Consider the following 20384-nt stretch of genomic DNA (forward strand, 5'->3'; position numbering starts at 1 on the left):
CGCCGCCCGGCCCGCGCGCCGGAGCGGTGCCCCGTCAGCGCGAGGAGGCACCCAGAGCATGCCGGTCTACCAGCCCCCCGGCCAGCCCGGATCCATCGTCAGCTACCGCCCCCGTTACGAGCACTGGATCGGCGGCCGGTGGACCCCACCGGCCCTCGGCGAGTACTTCGAGAACCCCAGCCCGGTCACCGGCGAGGTGTTCACCGAGGTCGCCCGCGGCACCGCCGAGGACATCGAGGCCGCGCTCGACGCCGCCCACGCCGCCGCCCCGGCCTGGGGCCGGACCTCGCCCACCGATCGCGCCCAGGTCCTGCTGCGGATCGCCGACCGGATGGAGGAGAACCTCGAACGGCTCGCCGTCGCGGAGAGCTGGGAGAACGGCAAGCCGGTCCGCGAGACGCTGGCCGCCGACCTGCCGCTCGCCATCGACCACCTGCGCTACTTCGCCGGCGCGCTGCGCGCCCAGGAGGGCGGCCTCTCCCAGCTGGACGAGGACACCGTCGCGTACCACTTCCACGAGCCGCTGGGCGTGGTCGGCCAGATCATCCCGTGGAACTTCCCGATCCTGATGGCGATCTGGAAGCTCGCCCCGGCCCTGGCGGCCGGCAACGCGGTGGTGCTCAAGCCCGCTGAGCAGACCCCGGCCTCCATCCTGCTGCTGGTCGAGCTGACCGCCGACCTGCTGCCGCCGGGTGTGCTCAACGTGGTCAACGGCTACGGCCTGGAGGCCGGCCGCCCGCTGGCGTCCAGCGACCGGATCCGGAAGATCGCCTTCACCGGCGAGACCACCACCGGCCGGCTGATCTCGCAGTACGCCAGCGGCAACCTGATCCCGGTCTCGCTGGAGCTCGGCGGCAAGAGCCCCAACCTGTTCTTCGCCGACGTCGCCGACCAGCGCGACGCCTTCTACGACAAGACCCTGGAGGGCTTCGCGATGTTCGCCCTCAACCAGGGCGAGGTCTGCACCTGTCCGAGCCGGACGCTGATCGAGTCCACGATCTACGACCGGCTGCTCGCCGACGGCCTGGAGCGGGTGCGCGCGCTGCGCCAGGGCAACCCGCTGGACACCGAGACCCAGGTCGGCGCGCAGATCAGCGACGAGCAGCTGCGCAAGATCCTCTCCTACGTCGAGATCGGCCAGGCCGAGGGCGCCAAGGTGCTGACCGGCGGCGACCGGGCCGACCTCGGCGGCTCGCTGGCCGGCGGCTACTACGTGACGCCCACCGTGTTCGAGGGCGTCAACGGGATGCGGATCTTCCAGGAGGAGATCTTCGGCCCGGTCGTCGCGGTGACCCGGTTCGAGGACTTCGACGACGCGATCGCGCTCGCCAACGACACCCTGTACGGGCTCGGCGCCGGCGTCTGGACCCGCAACGGCACCACCGCCTACCGGGCGGGCCGCGCCATCCAGGCCGGCCGGGTGTGGACCAACTCGTACCACACCTACCCCGCGCACGCGGCGTTCGGCGGCTACAAGAACTCGGGCATCGGCCGGGAGAACCACAAGGCCGTCCTGGAGCACTACCAGCAGACCAAGAACCTGCTGGTCAGCTACTCGCAGACCGGCCAGGGCCTGTTCTAGCCGGGCTCCGTCCGGCGATTCCCCCCGGAACGCGGAGTGGGAAGTCGGGCCGGCCGACTTCCCACTCCGTACGCCACTCCCCGTGGCCCAGTCGGGGACCCTTGAGGGGCAAATCACCCGTATCGGGATCTAAGCACATGAATCCCCCGAAGTCTCCGACGCGCCGCCGACATGCCCGGCGAGTCCCGGCCGACGCCCTAAACAGGAGTCCCGTTCCGACGCCGACTCCTGGGAGACCCGGATGACCATCGCCCCCGCCAAGCTGTCCGACCCGACCGTGCGCGCCGCCGTCACCGCGATCAACGCGGGCGACCGGCAGGCCTTCCTCAGCCTGCTCACCCCGGACGCGACCATGTCCGACGACGGCTCCGACCGCGACCTCCTGCAGTGGATCGACAAGGAGATCTTCACCGCCAACGGCCACATGGAGGTGCAGAAGGAGTCCGACGGCGGCCTGGCGCTGGTCGCCGACTTCCGCAACGACACCTGGGGCGAGATGCGCACCGCCTGGCGGTTCACCGTCCACGGCGGCCGGATCAGCCGCTTCGAGACCGGCCAGGCCTGACCGTCCCCGACCGGCTAGGACAGGCCCAGGCACTCCCGCACCGCGCGGATCAGGGTCCGGGAGCGGACGTCCCCGGTGACCCCGGGCTGCATCCCGTTGGTGACGTAGCCGAAGCCGATCCCGAGCTCCGGGTCCGCGAAGCCCAGCGAGCCACCCCGCCCCGGGTGGCCGAAACTGGCCGGCGAGGCCATCAGCGAGGTCGGGCCGTGCCGGAAGAAGCCCAGCCCGAAGGTCGAGTTGACGATCAGCACCCGGTCCGGGCCGCTGACCACCGGCCCGACCGCGCGCGCCAGCAGCTCGGGCCCGAGCAGCGGCGGCAGCGTCCCGCCGCTGCCGCCGTGCCGGTCCGCCGCGCCGATCAGCGCCGCGTAGAACCGGGCCACCGAACGCGCGGTGCCGATGCCGCCGGCGCCGGGGATCTCGGCGGCCTGCACCGCCGGGTCGTTGAGGTCCACCCCGGGCCGCACCGAGGCGAACGCCCGGGCGGTCAGCGAGGCCGGGTCCTGGTAGGCGTCCCGGACCGACTGCTTGGGCCGCAGCCGCAGCCCGCTCGGCCCGGTCCGGGCCGCCTCCGGCGCGGGCAGGTCGACCAGCCGGCCGACCCGGGGCGCGGCGCCGGCCGGCAGCCCGATCCACAGGTCCAGGCCGAGCGGCCGGGCGATCTCCTCGGCGAAGTACTGGCCGACGGTCCGCCCGCTCACCCGGCGCACCACCTCGCCGACCAGCCAGCCGAAGGTGTACGGGTGGTAGCCGTGCGCGGTGCCGGGCTCCCAGGCGGGCCGCTGCGCCGCCACCGCGGCGGCCGCCCGCTCCCAGGTGAGCACGTCCTCCAGACGCAGCGGCACGTCCAGCGCCGGCACCCCGGCCTGGTGCGAGAGCAGCCAGCGCACCGGCACCCCGCCCTTGCCGGCCGCCGCGAACTCCGGCCAGTACCCGGCCACCGGGGCGTCCAGGTCCAGCTGTCCGCGCTCGGCCAGCAGCAGCGCGGTGGTCGCCGTCAGGCCCTTGGTCACCGAGCGCAGCACCTGCGCGGTGTCCGCCGTCCACGGCACGGCCGGGGCGGGCCGGCCGCCGACCTCGGGCCGGGCGTCACCGCCCCACAGGTCGACCACCTTGCGGCCGCGCACGTACAGCGCGAACGCGGCCCCGAGCTCGCCGTACTCGCGGAAGTTGCGCGCGAACGCCGCCCGCACCGGCTCGAAGCCCTCGGCCGTCTCGCCCCAGATCTCCACCACCGCGCGCCGTCCTCATCGATCGTCCGTCCGTGAATCGCCCGGAAACCCTAACCTGTCAGTCATGACCAACCCTGCCGATGAGCTGCTGGACGTCGTCGACGAGCACGACCGGGTGATCCGGACCGCACCGCGCGGGGAGGTGTACCGGGACGGGCTGATCCACCGGTGCGTCTTCATCCTGGTCCGCGATCCGGCCGGGCGGATCTTCGTGCACCGGCGCACCGACACCAAGCTGTTCGCCCCGGGCGCCCACGACATGTTCGTCGGCGGCGTGGTGGGCACCGGCGAGACCTACGCGGAGGCCGCCGTCCGGGAGGCCGAGGAGGAGCTGGGGGTGAGCGGGATCGCCACCCGCCCGCTGTTCCGCTTCCTCTACCGGGGCGACGGCCTGGCCTGGTTCTGCGACATCCACGAGGCCGAGTGGGACGGCCCGGTGGCGCCGCAGGAGTCCGAGGTCGCCTGGCACGCCTGGCTGACCCCGGCCGAACTGGCCGACCGCCTCGCCCGCGACACCTTCGTCCCGGACGGCCTGGAGGCCTACCGCCGCTACCTGGACCGCTGAGGCGCGGCCGGTGGATCGACCCCGGCCCGGCCTGATCCACAAGGCGGCCCCCGGCCCGCCGGGGACGGCGGATAGGGTGGCGCGCATGGCATCCCGCACGCCGTCGGCTCCCTCCCCCGCGCCCGCGCACAGCGACCGTCCGGAGCGCACCGGGCCCACCGGTCCGGCCGGGCCCGCCGGTTCGGCCGGACGCCCCGAGCGGCCGCAGCGGCGGCGGCTCAGCGTCGACGAGCGGCGCGAGCAGCTGATCGCCGTCGCGCTGGAGCTGTTCAGCCGCCGCCCGCCGGAGGAGGTGTCGATCGACGACATCGCGGCCGCCGCCGGCGCCTCCCGGCCGCTGGTCTACCACTACTTCGCGGGCAAGCAGGCGCTCTACGAGGAGTCGCTGCGCCGGGCCGGCCGGGAGCTGGCCGGCCGCTTCGAGGAGCCGGCCGAGGGCGCGCTCTCCGAGCGGCTGTACCGGGTGATGGGCCGTTACCTGGACTTCGTACAGAGCCACGGCCCGGGTTTCGCGGCGCTGCTGCGCGGCGGGTCGGTCGCGGCCAGTACCCACACCTCGGCGGTGATCGACGAGGTCCGGCAGGCCGCGCACGAGCAGATCCTCAGCCACCTGGCGCTCCCCGCGCCCAGCCCGGCGCTGCGGCTCGCCGTGCGAGCCTGGATCGCCAACGCCGAGATCACCTCGCTGGAGTGGCTGGCCGACCGCTCGGTGCCGCTGGAGGAGCTGCAGCTGCACCTGGTGCAGGAGTTCGTCGCGGCGCTGACGCTGACCGCCGCCCGCGAGCCCGCGCTGGCCGCCGAGCTGGCCGGCTTCTTCGCCGACGAGCGCCCGGACGGCCCGACCGGGCGGCTGGTCCGCGACCTGGCCGGTCTGCTGACGGTCCCGGGTCTGGCCGAGGCGGTCACCGCGCTGGCCGTCGAACCCGCCGACGAACCTGCCACCGAACCTGCCACCGAGCGCGCCGACGAGCCCGTCGACGAGGCCACCACCGGACCCGCCACCCGACCCGCCGCCGACTGACGGCCGGTTCTGCCACGTCGGCGGCCTCTGATAGGAATGTGCACGGATCTGACGGCCCGCCGGTCACCCCCGGGCCCGGATCCCCGGACCAGCGAACGCACACCGAACAGAGCGGGGGGCTCAACAGTTGACCCAGGACGGCCAGTTCACGGCGGAGGCCAACCCCTTCGCGGCCGCCGAGCGGATCTCCGCGACGCTCGGGAGCCTCACCGACGCCCTCTTCGACGCCCGCACCTCGCGCCACCCCGCGGCCGCGCTGACCGCCCTGCGGGCCACCGCGCACCCGGCCGCCGAGGCCCTGTTCCAGCTGCCGCTGGCGCCCAACGGCCCGGTGCACACCGCCGTCGACCGGCTCGGCACGGTGGTCACCGCCGGCACCGCCCGCCCCGGCAGCGGCGCCGAGCTCGCCCCACTGGTGACCGGCGCGCTGCTGGCCCGCTACGGCGCCGACGGCCCCGTCCGCGGCGCGCCGGCCGACTCCCCCGAGGCGCTCAGCGCCGCCGGCTTCGGGCTCCCGGTGACCGGCGAGCCCGCCGACCCCAAGCTCCGCCCGCCGTTCGCCGCGCCGCTGGCCGCGCTGGCCGCCGGTCAGCAGACCCGGCAGCCGGTCGAGCTGGCCACCGGCGCGGGCGCCGAGGTCCGGCTGGTCGTCCCGCCGGGCTTCCACGCGCTCACCTCGCCGGGCGGCCCGCCCGGGGTCTCCGCCCGGACGGTGCCCACCGGCCCGGTCGACGGCATCCCGGCCGGCCGGGGCGTCGCCCCCGCCACCGGCGCGGCCGCCGCCGAGCTGGCCGCGCACCTGGCGGAGACCGCCGAGGAGCTGTTCAGCGGCGCCGGCCCGGCCGAGCGCCGCGACTTCGCGGTGGTCGCCGCCGCCCTGGCGGACGCGGTCACCGCCGCGGGCGCCGTCTACGCCGGCGTCAGCGCCCTCCGGGTGGACGGCCGGCCCGCCGACGCCACCCTGGTCGTCTCGCTCGCCCGCCACCCGCTGCCGATCACCGGCCTCGCCACCGAACTGGCCACCGTCCGCCGGCACGCCGAGGTCTGGACGGTGCTGCTGCCCGCCGGGCCGGCCGCCGTCCTGGTCGAGGGCCGCAGCGTCCCGGTGCCCGGCCCGCTGGCCGCCGACGGGGCGCGCCGCTGGTCGGTCACCTCGGTGGTGGAGGCGTTCGTCCCGCTGCCGGACGGCGTCTCGGTGCTGTGCGCGCAGCTGACCACCGCCCAGCCGCAGGACTGGGAGCTGTACGCGGACGTGTTCGCCGAGCTGCTGAAGAGCGTGCAGTTCGGCTGGGACGGCGTGCCGGGCACCCCGGTCACGGCCGCCTCGGCCGCCGTCCCGGCCCCGACCCCGGCCGCCGAAGCCGTCCTTCCGCCGGCCCCGGCCGTGCCCCCGGCCGAGGCCCCGGTCGAGGCAGTCCCGCCGGTGGCGGCCGGGCCCGACGAGGCCACGCCGCTGCCGGTCCATCTGCGCGGGACGCCGGTCCGGATCCCGCCGGCCGACTTCAACCCCTTCGCGCCGGTCGCGGACCCGACCCCGGCCCAGCCGATCCTGGTCCCCGAGGACGTCCCGGAGCCCGTCGCCGCCCCCGTCCCGGCCGCCGCCCCGGCCGCAGCCGCGCCGGAGGACGAGCCGGAGCGCCGTCCCAAGGGCACGCCGGTGAACGTCCCGCCGCCGGACTTCGACCCGTTCGGCATCCTCGGCACCCCGCCCACCGCCGAGGCCCCGGCCCCGCCGCCGCCCGCCACCGCCCCGGAGCACAGCCCGTTCGGCTGATCCGTTTTCCGGAACGACATCGCCCACCTGCGCATCCGCCATGTCCACGACCGGCAACTGGTACAGACCTATTGCCAGTTGCCGGTCCCGCTCCCTACCCTCGGCACAGGATCCTCCGTGGCACCCCGACGGCCCGAGGTCTCCGGTTCCGCGCCGCCCCCATGGCCCGGAGCACACCGCTCCACGCACCTGACACCTCCCCACGGGTAACGGGGCGTCCGGGCCTGCCCCGGGACCCCAGGACAGGAGCCACACCCATGCGCAGACGTCGGATCAGCCTGCCGCTGCTGGCAGCCGGGACCCTGCTCGTCCCGCTGCTCGCCGCAGCCCTCCCCGCCTCCCTGGCCAACGCCGCGGCCGAACGCGCCGCCGAGGCCGCCGCCGGATCGGTCACCGCGACCTTCACCAAGGGCAGCGACTGGGGCAGCGGCTACGACGGCGGCTACACCATCACCAACGGCTCCACCGCGCCGGTCAACGGCTGGACGCTGGAGTTCGACCTGCCCACCGGCAACACCGTCGCCGGCCTCTGGAACGCGACGTACACCACCTCGGCCTCCCACGTCACGGTGAAGAACCCCGGCTGGGCCGCCACCCTGCCGGCCGGCGGCACCTACAACGTCGGCTTCAACATCGCCTACTCGGGCGCCTACCAGCCGCTGAAGAACTGCAAGCTGAACGGCCAGCCGTGCGACGGCAACGGCGGGGACCAGACCGCGCCGACCGTCCCCGGCAACCTGCAGGCCGGCACCGTCACCCAGACCTCGGTCGACCTGTCCTGGACGGCGAGCACCGACAACGTGGCCGTCACCGGCTACGACGTCTTCCAGGGCACCACCAAGGTCGCCACCACCGACGGCGCCACCACCGCCGCGACCGTGCAGGGCCTGACCGCCGGCACCGCCTACCAGTTCACCGTCCAGGCCTTCGACGCGGCGGGCAACCGCTCGGCGGCGGCCGGCCCGGTCAGCGTCACCACCAAGCCCCCGGTGGAGGACAAGGAGGCGCCGACCACCCCGGGCACGCCCACCGTGACCGGCTCCGACGCCAACTCGATCTCGCTGAGCTGGGCAGCCAGCACCGACAACGTCGGCGTCACCGCCTACGACGTCTACAGCGGCAGCGCGCTCGCCGCGACCGTCACCACCCCGTCCGCCACCGTCGGCAGCCTGGCGCCGGACACCTCGTACACCTTCACCGTCAAGGCCCGGGACGCGGCCGGCAACGTCTCCCCGGTCTCCGGCCCGGTGACCGGCAAGACCAAGCCGGGCGGCAGCACCCCCGCGACGATGAAGATCGGCTACTTCACCCAGTGGTCCATCTACGCCCGCGGCTACAGCGTGAAGAAGCTGGACACCTCCGGCTCGGCCGGCCGGCTCACCACGCTCAACTACGCCTTCGCCAACATCCACCCGTCCACCAAGCAGTGCTTCATCACCAACAAGGCGGCCGGGCCGGACAACGACCCGAACGCCGGTGACGGCGCCGGTGACGCCTGGGCCGACTTCGGCAAGGGCTGGGACGCGGGCAGCTCGGTGGCCGGCACCACCGACACCTGGGACCAGAAGCTGGCCGGCAACTTCAACCAGCTGAAGCAGCTCAAGGCCAAGTACCCCAACCTCAAGATCCAGATCTCGCTGGGCGGTTGGTCCTACAGCAAGTGGTTCTCCGACGCGGCGGCCACCGACGCCTCCCGCAAGGCGCTGGTCAGCTCCTGCATCGACATGTACATCAAGGGCAACCTGCCGGTGATCGACGGCCGCGGCGGCCCGGGCAGCGCGGCCGGCATCTTCGACGGCATCGACCTCGACTGGGAGTGGCCGAACTCGGACGGGCACACCGGGAACATCTTCCGGCCCGCCGACAAGGCCAACTACACCCTGCTGGCCCAGGAGTTCCGCCGCCAGCTGGACGCGCTCGGCGCCACCACCGCCAAGCACTACACGCTGAGCGCCTTCCTCCCGGCCGACCCGGCGAAGATCGCCGCCGGCATCGACATCCCCGGCCTGTTCGGCGCCTTCGACTTCGCCACCATCCAGGGCTACGACTACCACGGCGGCTGGGAGATGGTCACCAACCAGCAGTCCGGCATCAAGGTCGCGGCCGGCGACCCGAACCCGCCCGCCCGGCAGTTCAGCTCCGAGATCGCGATCGGCGCGTACGTCACCGGCGGCGCCCCGAAGAGCAAGCTCACGCTGGGCATCCCGTTCTACGGACGCGGCTGGACGGGCGTGCCGCGCGGCACCACCAACGGCCTCTTCCAGACCGCGACGGGCCCCGGCCCCGGCACCTACGAGGCCGGGTTCGAGGACTACCGCAAGCTCAAGGAGATGGCCACCAGCGGCGGTTACACCATCTACCGCGACCCGGTGGCCGGCCACTCCTACATCTACAACGGGACCGTCTTCTACACCTACGACGACCCGACCGAGATCGCCCGCAAGACCGCCTGGATCAAGTCCCAGGGGCTGGCCGGCGCGATGATCTGGGCCTTCGACGGCGACACCGCCAACGGTGAGCTGATGGCCGCCGTGGACAACGGCCTGAAGTAACGACCGATCGGTCCGGACCACCCGGCCCGTCGCGCGCTCGGCGGAATCAGAGCGCGCGGCGGGCCAGGTGCACGACGTCCGGCACGCCCCGGGCCACCGGGACCTCGTGGGTGACCACGTCGGAGAAGCCGGCCGCCCGCAGCGCCTCCTCGAAGGCCCGCGACGGCTGCGCGCTCCACACCGCCAGCACCCCGCCCGGCTCCAGCCGGTGCCAGAGCACGGCGAGCCCGTCCGCGCCGTACAGCCCGGCGTTGGAGTCGGTGACGGTCCAGTCCGGGCCGTTGTCGATGTCCAGGCAGAGCGCGTGGTAGCGGGCGCCGTCGGCGGCCGCCAGGTACTCCAGCAGGTCGGTGTGCAGCACCTCGACCCGGCCGTCCTCCAGCGCGCCCGCCGAGAAGGCGGCCAGCGGGCCGGTCCGGTGCCACTCGATGATCGCGTTCTCGCGCTCGACCACGGCGATCCGCCCCCAGCGCGGCTCGGCCGCCGCGTAGGCCAGCGAGAAGCCGACGCCCAGGCCGCCGATCAGCACCGCCGGCCGCTCCGGCGCGCCGGTGCCGGCCGCCGCGCCGGCCCGGTCCAGCTCGTCCAGCGCCGCCTGGATCAGCAGCCGCTCGGACCGCCCGTCGGCGGTGTCCATCAGGAAGCAGCCGTTGGCGATGATCTCGAAGTCCCGCCCGCGCCGGCGCAGCACCACCTCCCCGAAGGGGCCCTCGCGCCGGTCGAGCGTGACGACGGCGCCGAGACCGTCCCGTTCGGGCAGTGCGGTGGACATGCGGTGCTTCCTCTGCGGTGCTCGGGTACACGGGTGCTCGGGTGCGGTGGCCGACGAACGACGCGCCGACGCTGCGGTGCGCCGCCGGGCCGACGGACCACCCGCCCGACAATAGCCGAGACGGGCCCACCCCCGGGTGGGCCGCGTCACGTGTGCCGCCGGCGCCGAGCGCTCAGGTGGTGACCAGCACCCCGAGGTACGAGACCCCGGCCACCATCACCCAGGAGCCGAGCCCGAGCAGCGCGATCCGTCCGCCGGTGCGCACCATCGTCGGCAGGTGGACGGCGCTGCCGAGCCCGAACAGCGCGGCCGCGAGCAGCAGTTCCTGGGCGTCCCCGGCCAGGGCGAGCGTCCGCTCGGGCAGCACCCCGGTGGTGCGCAGCGCGATCATCGCCAGGAAGCCGGCGACGAACAGCGGCAGCAGCGGCGGCCGCTTGCCGGTCGTCCTGCCGCTCCGGGTCCGCGAGCGCCGGACGGCCACCGCGACCCCGGCCACCAGCGGGGCGAGCAGCACCACCCGCATCAGCTTGACCAGCACCGCCTCGCGCAGCGCGCCCGCGCCGCCGGTCTGCGCGGTGGCGACCACCTGACCGACGTCGTGCACGCTGGCGCCGACCCAGCGCCCGAAGCCGCTCGGGTCCAGCCCGAGCGGGTGCTGGAGCAGCGGCAGCACGGCGATCGCCAGGGTGCCGCAGAGGGTGACCAGGGCGACCGAGGAGGCGACGTCCTCCTCCTCGCTGCCGGCGGCCTGGCTGACGGCGCCGATCGCCGAGGCGCCGCAGATCGAGTAGCCGGTGGCGATCAGCAGCGGCTGGTCGCCCGGCAGGCCGAGCCGCCGCCCGAGCCAGTAGGTCCCGGCGAAGGTGGCGGTGACGACGGCGAGCACCATCGCGACGGTGGCCCAGCCGAGGCCGAGCACGTCGTCCAGGCTGAGCTTGAGGCCGAGCAGCACGATGCCGATCCGCATCAGCCGCTTGCCGGCCGTGGAGAGCCCGGGTTTGGCGACGCCGCGGACCACCGGGCGCAGGCCCGGCAGGTGGGCGGCGGCCACGCCGAGGACGACGGCGGCGGTGAGCTTGGGCACGGCGGGGACGGCCTGGTGGACGGCCACCGCGGCGGCCACCCCGAGGGCGGCGAGCAGCAGGCCGGGGGTGTCCCCGCCGAGTGGGGGCAGGGTGCGGGTGCGGACCCGGCGCTCCCGGACGGTCAGTGCCATGCGGGGCTCACCGCTGGTCGCCGGCGGGCAGCCGGTAGACCCGCCGGATGCTGGTGCCGAGCCGGGCGACGTCGGCGCCGTACACGTGGATGGAGATGGCGGTGGAGTCGCAGGCGTTGCGGACGAGGTGGATGTCGCCGGGCGGGGCGAAGGCGGCGACGGTGCCGGCCGGGCCGACCACGTGCTCGGTCTCGACCAGGTGGGCGGTGCGGCCGTCGGAGACCAGCCGGTAGCGGGTCTCGCTCTCCTGGCCCTGGTGGACGCCGGCCACGCACCAGGAGACGTGGTCGTGGATCGGGGTGCGCTGCCCGGGCAGCCAGACCAGGGCGACGACGGAGAAGGAGCCGTCGTGCTCGGCGTGCAGGACGTGCTGGCGGTAGCGCTCCGGGTCGCCCTCGCACTGCTCGGCGGTGAGCAGCTCGGCGTCGCCGAGGTGCGGGGCGAGGCGTTCGCCGACCAGGTAGGCGGTGAGTTCCGGCGGCAGGCCGCGGTCCACGACCGCGCGGATCTCGCCGACGAGGGCGGTCATACGCTCGGTGAGCCGGTCGCTGCCGACCGTGGCTGTCGTTGTCATGGGAGCAGGTTCGCCCCGGCCGACCTATCACGTCCAAGGAGGGTTCTTTCGCGCTCCCCCAATCACCGCTTATGAATCAGCGCGGGAGGCGCCGGGCGCTCAGCAGCCGACCCGGGTGGCGGCGGCCTGCCGCAGGTGGTCCAGGACCAGCGCGGTCGCCGGGATCCGTCGGTGCTCGCGGAGCACGTACGCGCTGACCTGGCGCCGCAGGTGCGGTTCGACGGCCCGGCCGGTGACCTTGCGGTGGCACATGAAGGAGAGCACCAGCGCGGGCATCAGGGCTATCCCGACCCCGGCGGCGACCAGGCTCTGCACGGCGAGGTTGTCGTCGGTGGAGAACACGATGTCGGGGGCGAACCCCTCCTCGGCGCAGACGTGCAGCAGGTTGGCCCGGCAGCGCGGACAGCCCGCGATCCAGCGCTCGCCGTCGAGGTCGGCCAGCCGGACGGCGTGCCGGCGGCCGAGCGGGTGGCCGACCGGGAGCAGCACCGTCAGCAGATCCTCCATCAGCGGGATCTCGTCCAGGCCGTCCGGGACCTCGGCGGTCGCGCCCGGATAACGGAAGGCCAGCGCGATGTCGCACTCCCCACGCAGCAGCCGCTGGACCGAGTCCGGCGGCTCGGCCTCCAGCAGTTCGACCCGGACGCCGGGGTGCTCGGCGAGCAGCCGGGCCATCGCCTCCGGGATCAGGGTGGCGTTGGCGCTGGGGAAGGCGCAGACCCGGACCCGGCCGGCCCGCAGCCGGGACAGCGCGGCGAGCTGCTGCTGGGCGGCGGAGAGGCTGCCGAGGATCTGCTCGGCGTGCCGGGCGAGCGCCTCGCCGGCCTCGGTGAGCCGCAGCCCGCGCCCGGCCCGGGTGAACAGCGGCAGTCCGACGGTCCGCTCCAGGGCCTTCATCTGCTGGGTGATGGCGGGCTGGGTGTAGCCGAGTTCGCGGGCGGCCGCCGAGTAGGAGCCGGCCCGGACGACCTCGTGGAAGGTCCTGATGTGCCGTGAGTCGAATACCGGCTCCACTGCCCCTCCGCCCGGCCGCCGTGCCACTGTCCGGCAATCATAAGCAGAGTTTGGAGGTATCGAGCCCGATCCCGCCTGAACCTATGGTTTACCCCCGAACCACACGTCCCACGGCCGACCGGCGCTACCGCTGGGCGGCGGGCGGCAGCCCCATCGACACCTCGGCGCTGGCCACCGGCGCCCCGCCCCGCACGCTCGGGCTGCGCCGGCTGCGCCGCTCGACCCAGCGGGCGAACCAGGAGAGCAGCAGGCACATCCCGATGTAGATCGGCGCGATCACCATCACCACCGGGATGAACGGCAGGTCGTAGTCCAGGTTGGTGGCGATCAGCTTGCCCGCGTGCAGGAACTCCTCGTAGGTGATCAGGAAGCCCAGCGAGGTGTCCTTGAGCGCCACCACCAGCTGGCTGATGATCGCCGGCAGCATCGCCCGGTTGGCCTGCGGCACCAGCACGTACGCCATCACCTGGGTCTTGCGCAGGCCGAGCGCGAAGGCGGCCTCCTTCTGGCCCTTGGGCACCGCCAGCACTCCGGCCCGGAACACCTCGGCGAGCACCGAGCCGTTGTAGAGGACCAGCCCGGCCACCAGCGCCCAGAGCGGCTCGACCTTGAGCGCCACGAAGATGAAGAAGATCATCACCAGCAGCGGCATGGCCCGGAAGAACTCCACCACCAGGGTGGAGAGCCAGCGCACCACCCGGTGGTCGGAGAGCCGCCCGGCGGCGAACAGCGCGCCGAACGGCAGCGCGAACAGCACCGTCCAGCCGAAGGCCTTGAGGGTGTTGGCCAGCCCGCGCAGCAGCAGGTCCTGGACGCCCTCGTACTCGAAGGCCAGCCACTTGGACTCGGTGAACTGGTGGGTGTGGAAGAGCATGTAGACGATCCAGCCGAGCAGCGCGGCGATCGCCAGCAGCGCGATCCAGCCGTACAGCCGGTGCCGGGCGAGCGCCTTCGGGCCGGGGATGTCGTAGAGCGCCGAGGACTCCACCGTCATCGCGACACCGCCATTCGTCGTTCCAGCACGTTGAACACGGCGCTGATGGCCAGGGTGATGATCAGGTAGCCGACGGCGATCCAGACGAAGGTCCAGACGATGCTGTAGCCGAGCTCGTTGATGGTCCGGTAGGTGCCGAGCAGCTCGGTCACGCTGAACGAGCCGGCGATCGCGGTGTTCTTCGCCAGCGCGATCATCACGCTGCCGATCGGCGCCACCACCGACCGGTACGCCTGCGGCAGCACCACCAGCCCCATCGTCTGGCCGAAGGTCATGCCCAGGCTGCGGGCCGCCTCGCCCTGCCCGAGCGGCACCGTGTTGACGCCCGCGCGCATCGCCTCGCAGACGAACGCCGAGGTGTAGCAGCCGAGCGCGAGCACCGCGAAGGTGAAGAACGGCAGGGTGATGTCGAACCGCGGCAGCCCCAGCACGACGATGAAGAAGAGCAGCGTCAGCGGGGTGTTGCGCAGCAGGGTCACCCAGGTCGTCCCGAACACCCGCAGCGGCTTCACCGGCGACACCCGGAAGCTCGCCATCAGCACCCCGAGCACCAGCGACAGCACCGCGCTCACCGCGAACAGCGAGAGGGTGCCGAGGAAGCCGTCCCAGTAGGTCGACCAGTTGTCGGTCAGCGTTTTCACAGCCGGGTCCCCCTCTCAGTACCGGTCGATCGGCGGCGGGGCCGGCGCGGGCACCCCGGAGAGGCCGAGGGTCGCGTCGTACGCCTTCTTCCAGTCGCCGTTCTCCTCGTGGTGCGCCAGCGCGTCGTTGAGCGCCCCGCGCAGCACGGTGTCGTTCTTCGGCGTGCCGATCCCGTACGGCTCCTGGGAGAACAGCGGCCCGACCACCTTGAGCTCGTCCGGCACCTTGGCCGCGTAGCCCATCAGGATCGTGTTGTCGGTGGTGACGGTGTCCACCTGGGAGGTGATCAGGTTGTCCACGCAGGCCGAGTAGGTGTCGTAGCCGATCAGCCTGGCCTTCGGGTACTGCTTCTGGATCCGCTGGTACGGGGTGGAGCCGGCCGCCGAGCAGACCTTCTTGCCGTCCAGGTCCTGCGGCCCGTTGATGGCCTTGTCGTTCTTGCGGACCAGCAGCGACTGGCCGGCCAGGAAGTACGGGCCGGCGAAGCCGACCAGCTTCTTGCGGTTGTCGTTGATGGTGTAGGTGCCGACGTAGTAGTCGACCTGGCCGTTCTGCAGCGCGGTCTCGCGGTTGGCCGAGGCGATGGTCTTGAACTCGATCCGGTCCGGGCCGAAGCCGAGGTCGGCGGCGAGCATCTTGGCGATCTCGATGTCGAAGCCGGAGTACTGCCCGGTCGCCGGGTTCTTCTGCCCCAGGTAGGGCTGGTCCTCCTTGGCGCCGACCACCAGGCGGCCCCGGCCGCGGGCCGCGTCCAGGGTCGGCGAGCCGGTGACGGCGGGGCCGCTCGCCACCTGGTAGCTGGGCAGCGAACTGGGCTGCGGCCCCTTGGGCGGCGGGGTGCCGGCCTTGCCGCAGCCGGCCAGCAGCACGGCGACGGCCGCGGCGGTCACGATCCTCTTCACGGGCCCGGCCTCAGTGCTTCAGGATCTTGGAGAGGAAGTCCCGGGCCCGCTCGCTCTCCGGGGCGCCGAAGAACTCCTCCGGGGCGCGGTCCTCGACGATCCGCCCGTCGGCCATGAACACCACCCGGTTGGCGGAGGCGCGGGCGAAGCCCATCTCGTGGGTCACCACGACCATGGTCATGCCCTCGTGCGCCAGCGCGCGCATCACGTCCAGCACCTCGTTGATCATCTCGGGGTCGAGTGCCGAGGTCGGCTCGTCGAACAGCAGCGCCTTGGGGTCCATCGCCAGCGCCCGGGCGATCGCCACCCGCTGCTGCTGGCCGCCGGACAGCTGGGCCGGGTACTTGTCCGCCTGCCCGACCAGCCCGACCCGCTCCAGCAGCGCCCGGGACTTGGCGTCCGCCTCCGCCTTGCCACGCCCGCGCACCTTGATCTGCGCCAGCGAGACGTTCTGCAGCACGGTCTTGTGCGCGAACAGGTTGAAGGACTGGAACACCATCCCGACCTCGGCCCGCAGCCGGGCCAGGCCCTTGCCCTCGGCGGGCAGCGGCTCGCCGTCGATCACGATGGATCCGGACTCGATCGGCTCCAGCCGGTTGATCGCCCGGCACAGGGTGGACTTGCCGGAGCCGGACGGCCCGATCACCACCACCACCTCGCCCCGGCCGATCGTCAGCTCGATGTCCTGCAGCACGTGCAGCGCCCCGAAGTGCTTGTTGACGCCGCGCAGCTCGATCAGCGGCGTGAAGCCGCCGGGACCGGGCGGCGGCTGGGGCGCGGCGGCGGACGGAGGCTGGGCGGCGGAGGGAGGCTGGGCGGACGGGGGCTCGGCGGCCGCGCTCACCGTCCGCGCCGCCCCTTCAGCAGCCAGCCGAGCGCGCCACCGGCGAGCAGCGTGGCCAGCAGGGCGATCCAGAGCGGCGCGGTCACCGTGAACACCCAGAACTGGATCTTCACCTTGTCGAGGTTGGCGAACAGGAACCACACCGCCAGGACGACGATGACGCCGATCCCGATGTACCGGGTCGGGACCCCACCGATCTCACTGCGCTTGGAACCGGACGAACCGTCCGAAATCTTGGTCACCCGTGCAGTCTGCGGGCGATTGACGGGGTTTGCCCGGGTACGCGCCCGGGAGTAACCCGCACGGGGCAACGCGGCCCCGCGCGGGTTTACCGCTCGTCCCGGTGCGGGCTCACCGTTCGTCCCGCCAGGACCGCCAGAGCGCCGCGTACGGCCCGCCCGCCGCCACCAGCTCGGGATGCGGCCCGTACTCGCTGATCCGCCCGTCCTCCACCACCGCGATCACGTCCGCGTCGTGCGCGGTGTGCAGCCGGTGCGCGATGGCGATCACCGTCCGGCCCTCCAGCACCCGGGAGAGCGAACGCTCCAGGTGCCGGGCGGCCCGCGGGTCCAGCAGCGAGGTGGCCTCGTCCAGCACCAGGGTGTGCGGGTCGGCCAGCACCAGCCGGGCCAGCGCCAGCTGCTGCGCCTGCGGCGGGGTCAGCGCGGCGCCGCCCGAACCGACCTCGGTGTCCAGCCCGGCCGGCAGCGCGTCCACCCACTCCCCGGCGTCCACCGCGTCCAGCGCGCCGCGCAGCTCGGTGTCGTCGGCGTCGGGCGCGGCCAGCCGCAGGTTGTCCCGGAGCGTGCCGACGAAGACGTGGTGCTCCTGGTTGACCAGCGCGACCTCGGCGCGCACCCGCTCGGCCGGCATCCGCGCCAGCGCCGCCCCGCCGAGCGTCACGCTGCCCCGGCCGGGCGCGTAGATCCCGGCGAGCAGCCGGCCCAGGGTGGACTTGCCCGCCCCGGACGGCCCGACCAGCGCCACCCGGCTGCCCGGGGCGACGTCCAGGCTGATGCCGTGCAGCACGTCGGCGCCCTCGCGGTAGCCGAACCGGACCTCCCGCGCCTCGACCCGCCGGCCGTCCGGCCGGACCTCCTCGTCGCCCTCCGCCGCCGGTACCTCGCGCACGCCGACCAGCCGGGCCAGCGAGGCCTGCCCGATCTGCAGCTCGTCGTACCAGCGCAGGATCAGGTCGACCGGGGCGACAAGCGCCTGGGCGTACAGCACCCCGGTGGTCAGCTGGCCCACGGTGATCCAGCCCCGGACGGCGAACAGCCCGCCGAGCACCAGCGGACCGAGCACCGCCAGCGTGTACACCGCGTCGATGGTCGGGAACCAGGCCGAGCGCAGCCAGAGCGTGTACCGCTCCCAGGCGATCCACTCCGCCAGCTTGCGGTCGGTCAGCCGGACCCGCTGCTCGCCCAGCCGCAGCGCCTCGACCGTCCGGCCCGCGTCCACCGTCTCGGCCAGCACCGCGTTGACCGCCGCGTACCCGGCCGACTCGTTCCGGTAGGACTGCGGGGCCCGCCGGAAGTACCAGCGGGAGGAGGCCAGCAGCAGCGGCAGGCCGATCAGCGAGGTGAGCGCGAGCAGCGGCGAGGTGACCACCAGCGCGCCCAGCACCAGCAGCAGCGAGACGACCGCTACCGCCAGCTCGGGCACCGCCTCGCGGACCGACTTGTCCAGCCGGTCGATGTCGGTGGTGCCGCGGGAGACGAGGTCGCCGGTGCCGGCCCGCTCCAGCACGCCGGTGGGCAGCGCCACCGAGCGGACCAGGAAGTCCTCGCGCAGGTCGGCCAGCACCCGCTCGCCGAGGATGCTGCCGCGCAGCCGCGACCACCAGGTGAACGCGGACTGCACCGCCAGCGCGAGCAGGTACCAGGCGACGGCCACCGTGATGGTGGCCCCGGCGGTGCCGGTGGCCAGCGACTCGACCAGGGTGCCGAGCACCCACGGCCCGACCAGCCCGGCCACGGTGGCCACCGAGTGCAGGCCGACCACCGCGCCGAAGGCGCCCCGGTGGCGCCGGGCCAGCAGCCGCAGGTACCCGCGCACGGCGGCCGGGGAGCCGACCGGCAGGGTGGTGGCCGGCCCCTGCTCCTGTTGGACGGGGGGCTTCATGACGTGCTCCTCGACTGGGCTCGGACGTCGGCTCGGGTGCGCGGGCGGTGGTTTCGCGGCCTCATGCCGGCTCCCCCGTCGGCACCGGCTCCTCCTCGCGGGTGACCACCGCCCGGTAGGCGGGTTCGGTCCGCATCAGCTCCCGGTGGCTTCCGGCCGCGACCGCCCGCCCGTCGCGGACCAGCACCACCCGGTCCGCCTGGTCGAGCAGCAGCGGACTGGTGGCGAGGACGACCGTGGTGCGCCCCCGGCGGTTCTGCCGCAGCCCGCCGGCGATCCGGGACTCGGTGTGCGCGTCGACCGCGCTGGTCGGCTCGTCCAGCACCAGCACCGGCGGGTCGGCCAGCAGCGAACGGGCCAGCGCCAGCCGCTGCCGCTGCCCGCCCGAGAGCGACCGCCCCCGCTCGGTGATCTCCGCCGCCATCGGGTCCCCCTCGGAAGTCGAGCCCCCGGCCACCAGCGCCGCCAGCACGTCCTCCGCCCGGGCGGCGGCGAGCGCCTCGGCCGGCCCGACCCGGCCGGAGGCGGGGACGTCGAACAGCGCCGCCAGGGTGCCGGAGAGCAGCACCGGCTCCTTGTCGTGCACCAGCACGGCGGCCCGTGCCTCGGCCAGCGGCACGCCGTCCAGCTCCGTCCCGCCGAGCCGGACGGACGGCCCCGGCCGCTCGCCCTCGGCCACCGGGACGTGCCCGCCGAGCCGCTCGGCCAGCGCGCCGGCGAAGTCCGGGTCGCCGCAGACCACCGCGGTCAGCTCGCCCGCCCGCGCGGTCAGCCCGGTGACCGGGTCGAACAGGTCGGACTGCGCGGGCCCGGTCAGCACCGCGTCCTCGCCGCCGCCGGTCCGCTCCAGCGAGAGCACCCGGACGGCCCGCCCGGCCGAGACCCGGGCCACGCTCCAGGCGTGGGCCGCCTCGCCGAGGATCCGCAACGGCGCCGCCAGGAAGGCCGTCGCGCCGTAGACGGCGATCAGGGTGCCGACCGAGATCCGCCCGGTGGCCGCCAGCCGGGCGCCGTACCAGGTGATGCCGACCACGAACAGGCCGGGCAGCAGCACCTGCTGGGCCTGCATCAGGGACCAGATCCGGGCCGAGCGGACGGCCGCGGCGCGCACCTTCTGGGACGCGGCCCGGTAGCGGTCGAGGAACAGCTCCTCGCCGCCGATGCCGCGCAGCACGCGGAGCCCGGCCACCGTGTCGGCGGCCAGCTCGGTGGCCTTGCCGCCGAGCTCGCGCTGCTCCGTGTAGCGCCGTTCGAAGGGGCCGAGCAGCGGCCAGACCGAGGCCGCGAGCACCGGCACGCCGAGCAGCACGGCCAGCCCGAGGACCGGCTCGGTGGCCAGCACCGCCGCGCTGACCGCCAGCCAGACGACGACCGCGCCGCGCAGCCGGGCGATCAGCTCGACGTACCAGCCGATCTTCTCGACATCCCCGCTGCCGACCGCCACGATCTCGCCGGTGGCGATCCGCCGGGAGAGCCCGGCGCCCAGGTGGGAGGCCTGTCTGGCCACCAGCTGGCGGACCTGGGTGGCGGCGTGGATCCAGTTCCAGACCGCCTGCCGGTGCAGCAGGACGGTGCCGAGCGCGGACACCGCGGCCAGTGCCAGGGCGAGCGCGCCGGCCCGCCACAGGGCGTCGGCGTCCCCGTCCACGGCGGCCTGGACGCCGAGTCCGACCGGGACGGGCAGGGCGGCCTGACAGCCCATCTCCAGCAGCGACCAGCAGGTGGCGAGCACCTGCCCGCGCCGCTGGCCGCGCTGGAGCCAGCGCAGGAAGCCGAGCGGGGAGGAGAGTTCGGGACGGCCGGGATCGGCCAGGGGGAGGGTTGCGAGCAGCATGACGCTCCGTTGCGGGGCGATGCGGACGGAGGGACGCGGGGGGCGGTCGGCAGAGTCACGGCCGCGGCTTGGTCAGGAGGTCATGGCAGCGAGCCTGCCAACCCGGATGTGACCTACGCAACAGGTTTTCCGAGCCGCGGCCCCGCCACCGCCCGCCCACCCCGTACGCTTGTGCAC

Annotated in this window: 18 protein-coding genes; 6 read left to right on the top strand and 12 right to left on the bottom strand. The window is 74.1% G+C overall.

Translation table 11 applies throughout. The features are described from left to right. The first annotated feature begins 58 nt into the window (after positions 1-58). Both AB0N76_RS19615 and AB0N76_RS19620 read left to right on the top strand, forming a co-directional pair. The gene (locus AB0N76_RS19615; RefSeq protein WP_363558740.1) at positions 59-1582 is read left to right on the top strand and encodes an aldehyde dehydrogenase family protein; all 1524 of its coding nucleotides are present in this window, start codon (positions 59-61) and stop codon (positions 1580-1582) included. A gap of 241 nt (positions 1583-1823) precedes the next feature. Further along, entirely contained in the window at positions 1824-2147 is a 324-nt protein-coding gene (locus AB0N76_RS19620; RefSeq protein WP_363558741.1) for a nuclear transport factor 2 family protein, read from the top strand. Between the two features lie 14 nt (positions 2148-2161). On the opposite strand, the gene AB0N76_RS19625 is transcribed toward AB0N76_RS19620, so the two are convergent. Next, positions 2162-3382, bottom strand: coding sequence for a serine hydrolase domain-containing protein (locus AB0N76_RS19625; protein ID WP_363558742.1), 1221 nt, complete (start codon positions 3380-3382; stop codon positions 2162-2164). 61 nt (positions 3383-3443) lie between these two features. On the opposite strand from AB0N76_RS19625, the gene AB0N76_RS19630 reads away from it, so the two are divergent. The 4 genes from AB0N76_RS19630 to AB0N76_RS19645 all read left to right on the top strand — a co-directional run bounded on the left by AB0N76_RS19630 (position 3444) and on the right by AB0N76_RS19645 (position 9291). Further along, complete coding sequence (locus AB0N76_RS19630; protein ID WP_363558743.1) at positions 3444-3944, top strand: NUDIX domain-containing protein; 501 nt, start codon at positions 3444-3446, stop codon at positions 3942-3944. Positions 3945-4029: 85 nt separating this feature from the next. Continuing rightward, positions 4030-4965, top strand: coding sequence for a TetR/AcrR family transcriptional regulator (locus AB0N76_RS19635; protein WP_363558744.1), 936 nt, complete (start codon positions 4030-4032; stop codon positions 4963-4965). Positions 4966-5092: 127 nt separating this feature from the next. After that, complete coding sequence (locus tag AB0N76_RS19640) at positions 5093-6739, top strand: hypothetical protein (RefSeq protein WP_363558745.1); 1647 nt, start codon at positions 5093-5095, stop codon at positions 6737-6739. A 257-nt stretch (positions 6740-6996) separates the two neighbouring features. Then, positions 6997-9291, top strand: a complete 2295-nt coding sequence (locus AB0N76_RS19645; RefSeq protein ID WP_363558746.1) for a glycoside hydrolase family 18 chitinase — start codon at positions 6997-6999, stop codon at positions 9289-9291. A 46-nt stretch (positions 9292-9337) separates the two neighbouring features. On the opposite strand, the gene AB0N76_RS19650 is transcribed toward AB0N76_RS19645, so the two are convergent. The 11 genes from AB0N76_RS19650 to AB0N76_RS19700 all read right to left on the bottom strand — a co-directional run bounded on the left by AB0N76_RS19650 (position 9338) and on the right by AB0N76_RS19700 (position 20207). Further along, positions 9338-10063 (bottom strand): spermidine synthase, encoded by a 726-nt coding sequence (locus AB0N76_RS19650; RefSeq protein ID WP_363558747.1) that lies wholly within the window; start codon positions 10061-10063, stop codon positions 9338-9340. Between the two features lie 172 nt (positions 10064-10235). After that, positions 10236-11279 (bottom strand): putative sulfate exporter family transporter, encoded by a 1044-nt coding sequence (locus AB0N76_RS19655; protein ID WP_363558748.1) that lies wholly within the window; start codon positions 11277-11279, stop codon positions 10236-10238. 7 nt (positions 11280-11286) lie between these two features. Then, complete coding sequence (locus AB0N76_RS19660) at positions 11287-11853, bottom strand: cysteine dioxygenase family protein (RefSeq protein WP_363558749.1); 567 nt, start codon at positions 11851-11853, stop codon at positions 11287-11289. Positions 11854-11952: 99 nt separating this feature from the next. Continuing rightward, positions 11953-12867 (bottom strand): LysR family transcriptional regulator, encoded by a 915-nt coding sequence (locus tag AB0N76_RS19665; protein ID WP_363558750.1) that lies wholly within the window; start codon positions 12865-12867, stop codon positions 11953-11955. A gap of 124 nt (positions 12868-12991) precedes the next feature. Next, a complete protein-coding gene (locus tag AB0N76_RS19670; RefSeq protein ID WP_363558751.1) occupies positions 12992-13861 on the bottom strand; it encodes an amino acid ABC transporter permease in 870 nt (289 codons plus the stop codon). Further along, positions 13858-14502 (bottom strand): amino acid ABC transporter permease, encoded by a 645-nt coding sequence (locus tag AB0N76_RS19675; RefSeq protein WP_363558752.1) that lies wholly within the window; start codon positions 14500-14502, stop codon positions 13858-13860. The genes AB0N76_RS19670 and AB0N76_RS19675 overlap by 4 nt, the downstream gene beginning before the upstream one ends. 15 nt (positions 14503-14517) lie before the next feature. Next, a complete protein-coding gene (locus AB0N76_RS19680) occupies positions 14518-15405 on the bottom strand; it encodes a glutamate ABC transporter substrate-binding protein (protein WP_363558753.1) in 888 nt (295 codons plus the stop codon). A 10-nt stretch (positions 15406-15415) separates the two neighbouring features. Further along, positions 15416-16144, bottom strand: coding sequence for an amino acid ABC transporter ATP-binding protein (locus AB0N76_RS19685; RefSeq protein WP_363558779.1), 729 nt, complete (start codon positions 16142-16144; stop codon positions 15416-15418). A 101-nt stretch (positions 16145-16245) separates the two neighbouring features. Further along, entirely contained in the window at positions 16246-16491 is a 246-nt protein-coding gene (locus AB0N76_RS19690; protein WP_363558754.1) for a LapA family protein, read from the bottom strand. Between the two features lie 109 nt (positions 16492-16600). Beyond that, the gene (locus tag AB0N76_RS19695) at positions 16601-18373 is read right to left on the bottom strand and encodes an ABC transporter ATP-binding protein (protein ID WP_363558755.1); all 1773 of its coding nucleotides are present in this window, start codon (positions 18371-18373) and stop codon (positions 16601-16603) included. A gap of 61 nt (positions 18374-18434) precedes the next feature. After that, on the bottom strand, positions 18435-20207 hold the full coding sequence (locus AB0N76_RS19700) for an ABC transporter ATP-binding protein (RefSeq protein ID WP_363558756.1): 1773 nt from the start codon (positions 20205-20207) through the stop codon (positions 18435-18437). Positions 20208-20384: the final 177 nt, after the last annotated feature.

Origin of the sequence: Kitasatospora sp. NPDC093806 (genome assembly GCF_040683335.1) — a bacterium.
In the GTDB taxonomy this organism is placed as follows: Bacteria; Actinomycetota; Actinomycetes; order Streptomycetales; family Streptomycetaceae; genus Kitasatospora.

Bases quoted from the DNA above. Each gene is read 5' to 3' on its own strand.
- AB0N76_RS19615 (WP_363558740.1), top strand. From the start codon at position 59: ATGCCGGTCTACCAGCCCCCCGGCCAGCCCGGATCCATCGTCAGCTAC.
- AB0N76_RS19620 (WP_363558741.1), top strand. From the start codon at position 1,824: ATGACCATCGCCCCCGCCAAGCTGTCCGACCCGACCGTGCGCGCCGCC.
- AB0N76_RS19630 (WP_363558743.1), top strand. From the start codon at position 3,444: ATGACCAACCCTGCCGATGAGCTGCTGGACGTCGTCGACGAGCACGAC.
- AB0N76_RS19635 (WP_363558744.1), top strand. From the start codon at position 4,030: ATGGCATCCCGCACGCCGTCGGCTCCCTCCCCCGCGCCCGCGCACAGC.
- AB0N76_RS19645 (WP_363558746.1), top strand. From the start codon at position 6,997: ATGCGCAGACGTCGGATCAGCCTGCCGCTGCTGGCAGCCGGGACCCTG.
- AB0N76_RS19650 (WP_363558747.1), bottom strand. From the start codon at position 10,063: ATGTCCACCGCACTGCCCGAACGGGACGGTCTCGGCGCCGTCGTCACG.
- AB0N76_RS19655 (WP_363558748.1), bottom strand. From the start codon at position 11,279: ATGGCACTGACCGTCCGGGAGCGCCGGGTCCGCACCCGCACCCTGCCC.
- AB0N76_RS19660 (WP_363558749.1), bottom strand. From the start codon at position 11,853: ATGACAACGACAGCCACGGTCGGCAGCGACCGGCTCACCGAGCGTATG.
- AB0N76_RS19670 (WP_363558751.1), bottom strand. From the start codon at position 13,861: ATGACGGTGGAGTCCTCGGCGCTCTACGACATCCCCGGCCCGAAGGCG.
- AB0N76_RS19695 (WP_363558755.1), bottom strand. From the start codon at position 18,373: ATGAAGCCCCCCGTCCAACAGGAGCAGGGGCCGGCCACCACCCTGCCG.
- AB0N76_RS19700 (WP_363558756.1), bottom strand. From the start codon at position 20,207: ATGCTGCTCGCAACCCTCCCCCTGGCCGATCCCGGCCGTCCCGAACTC.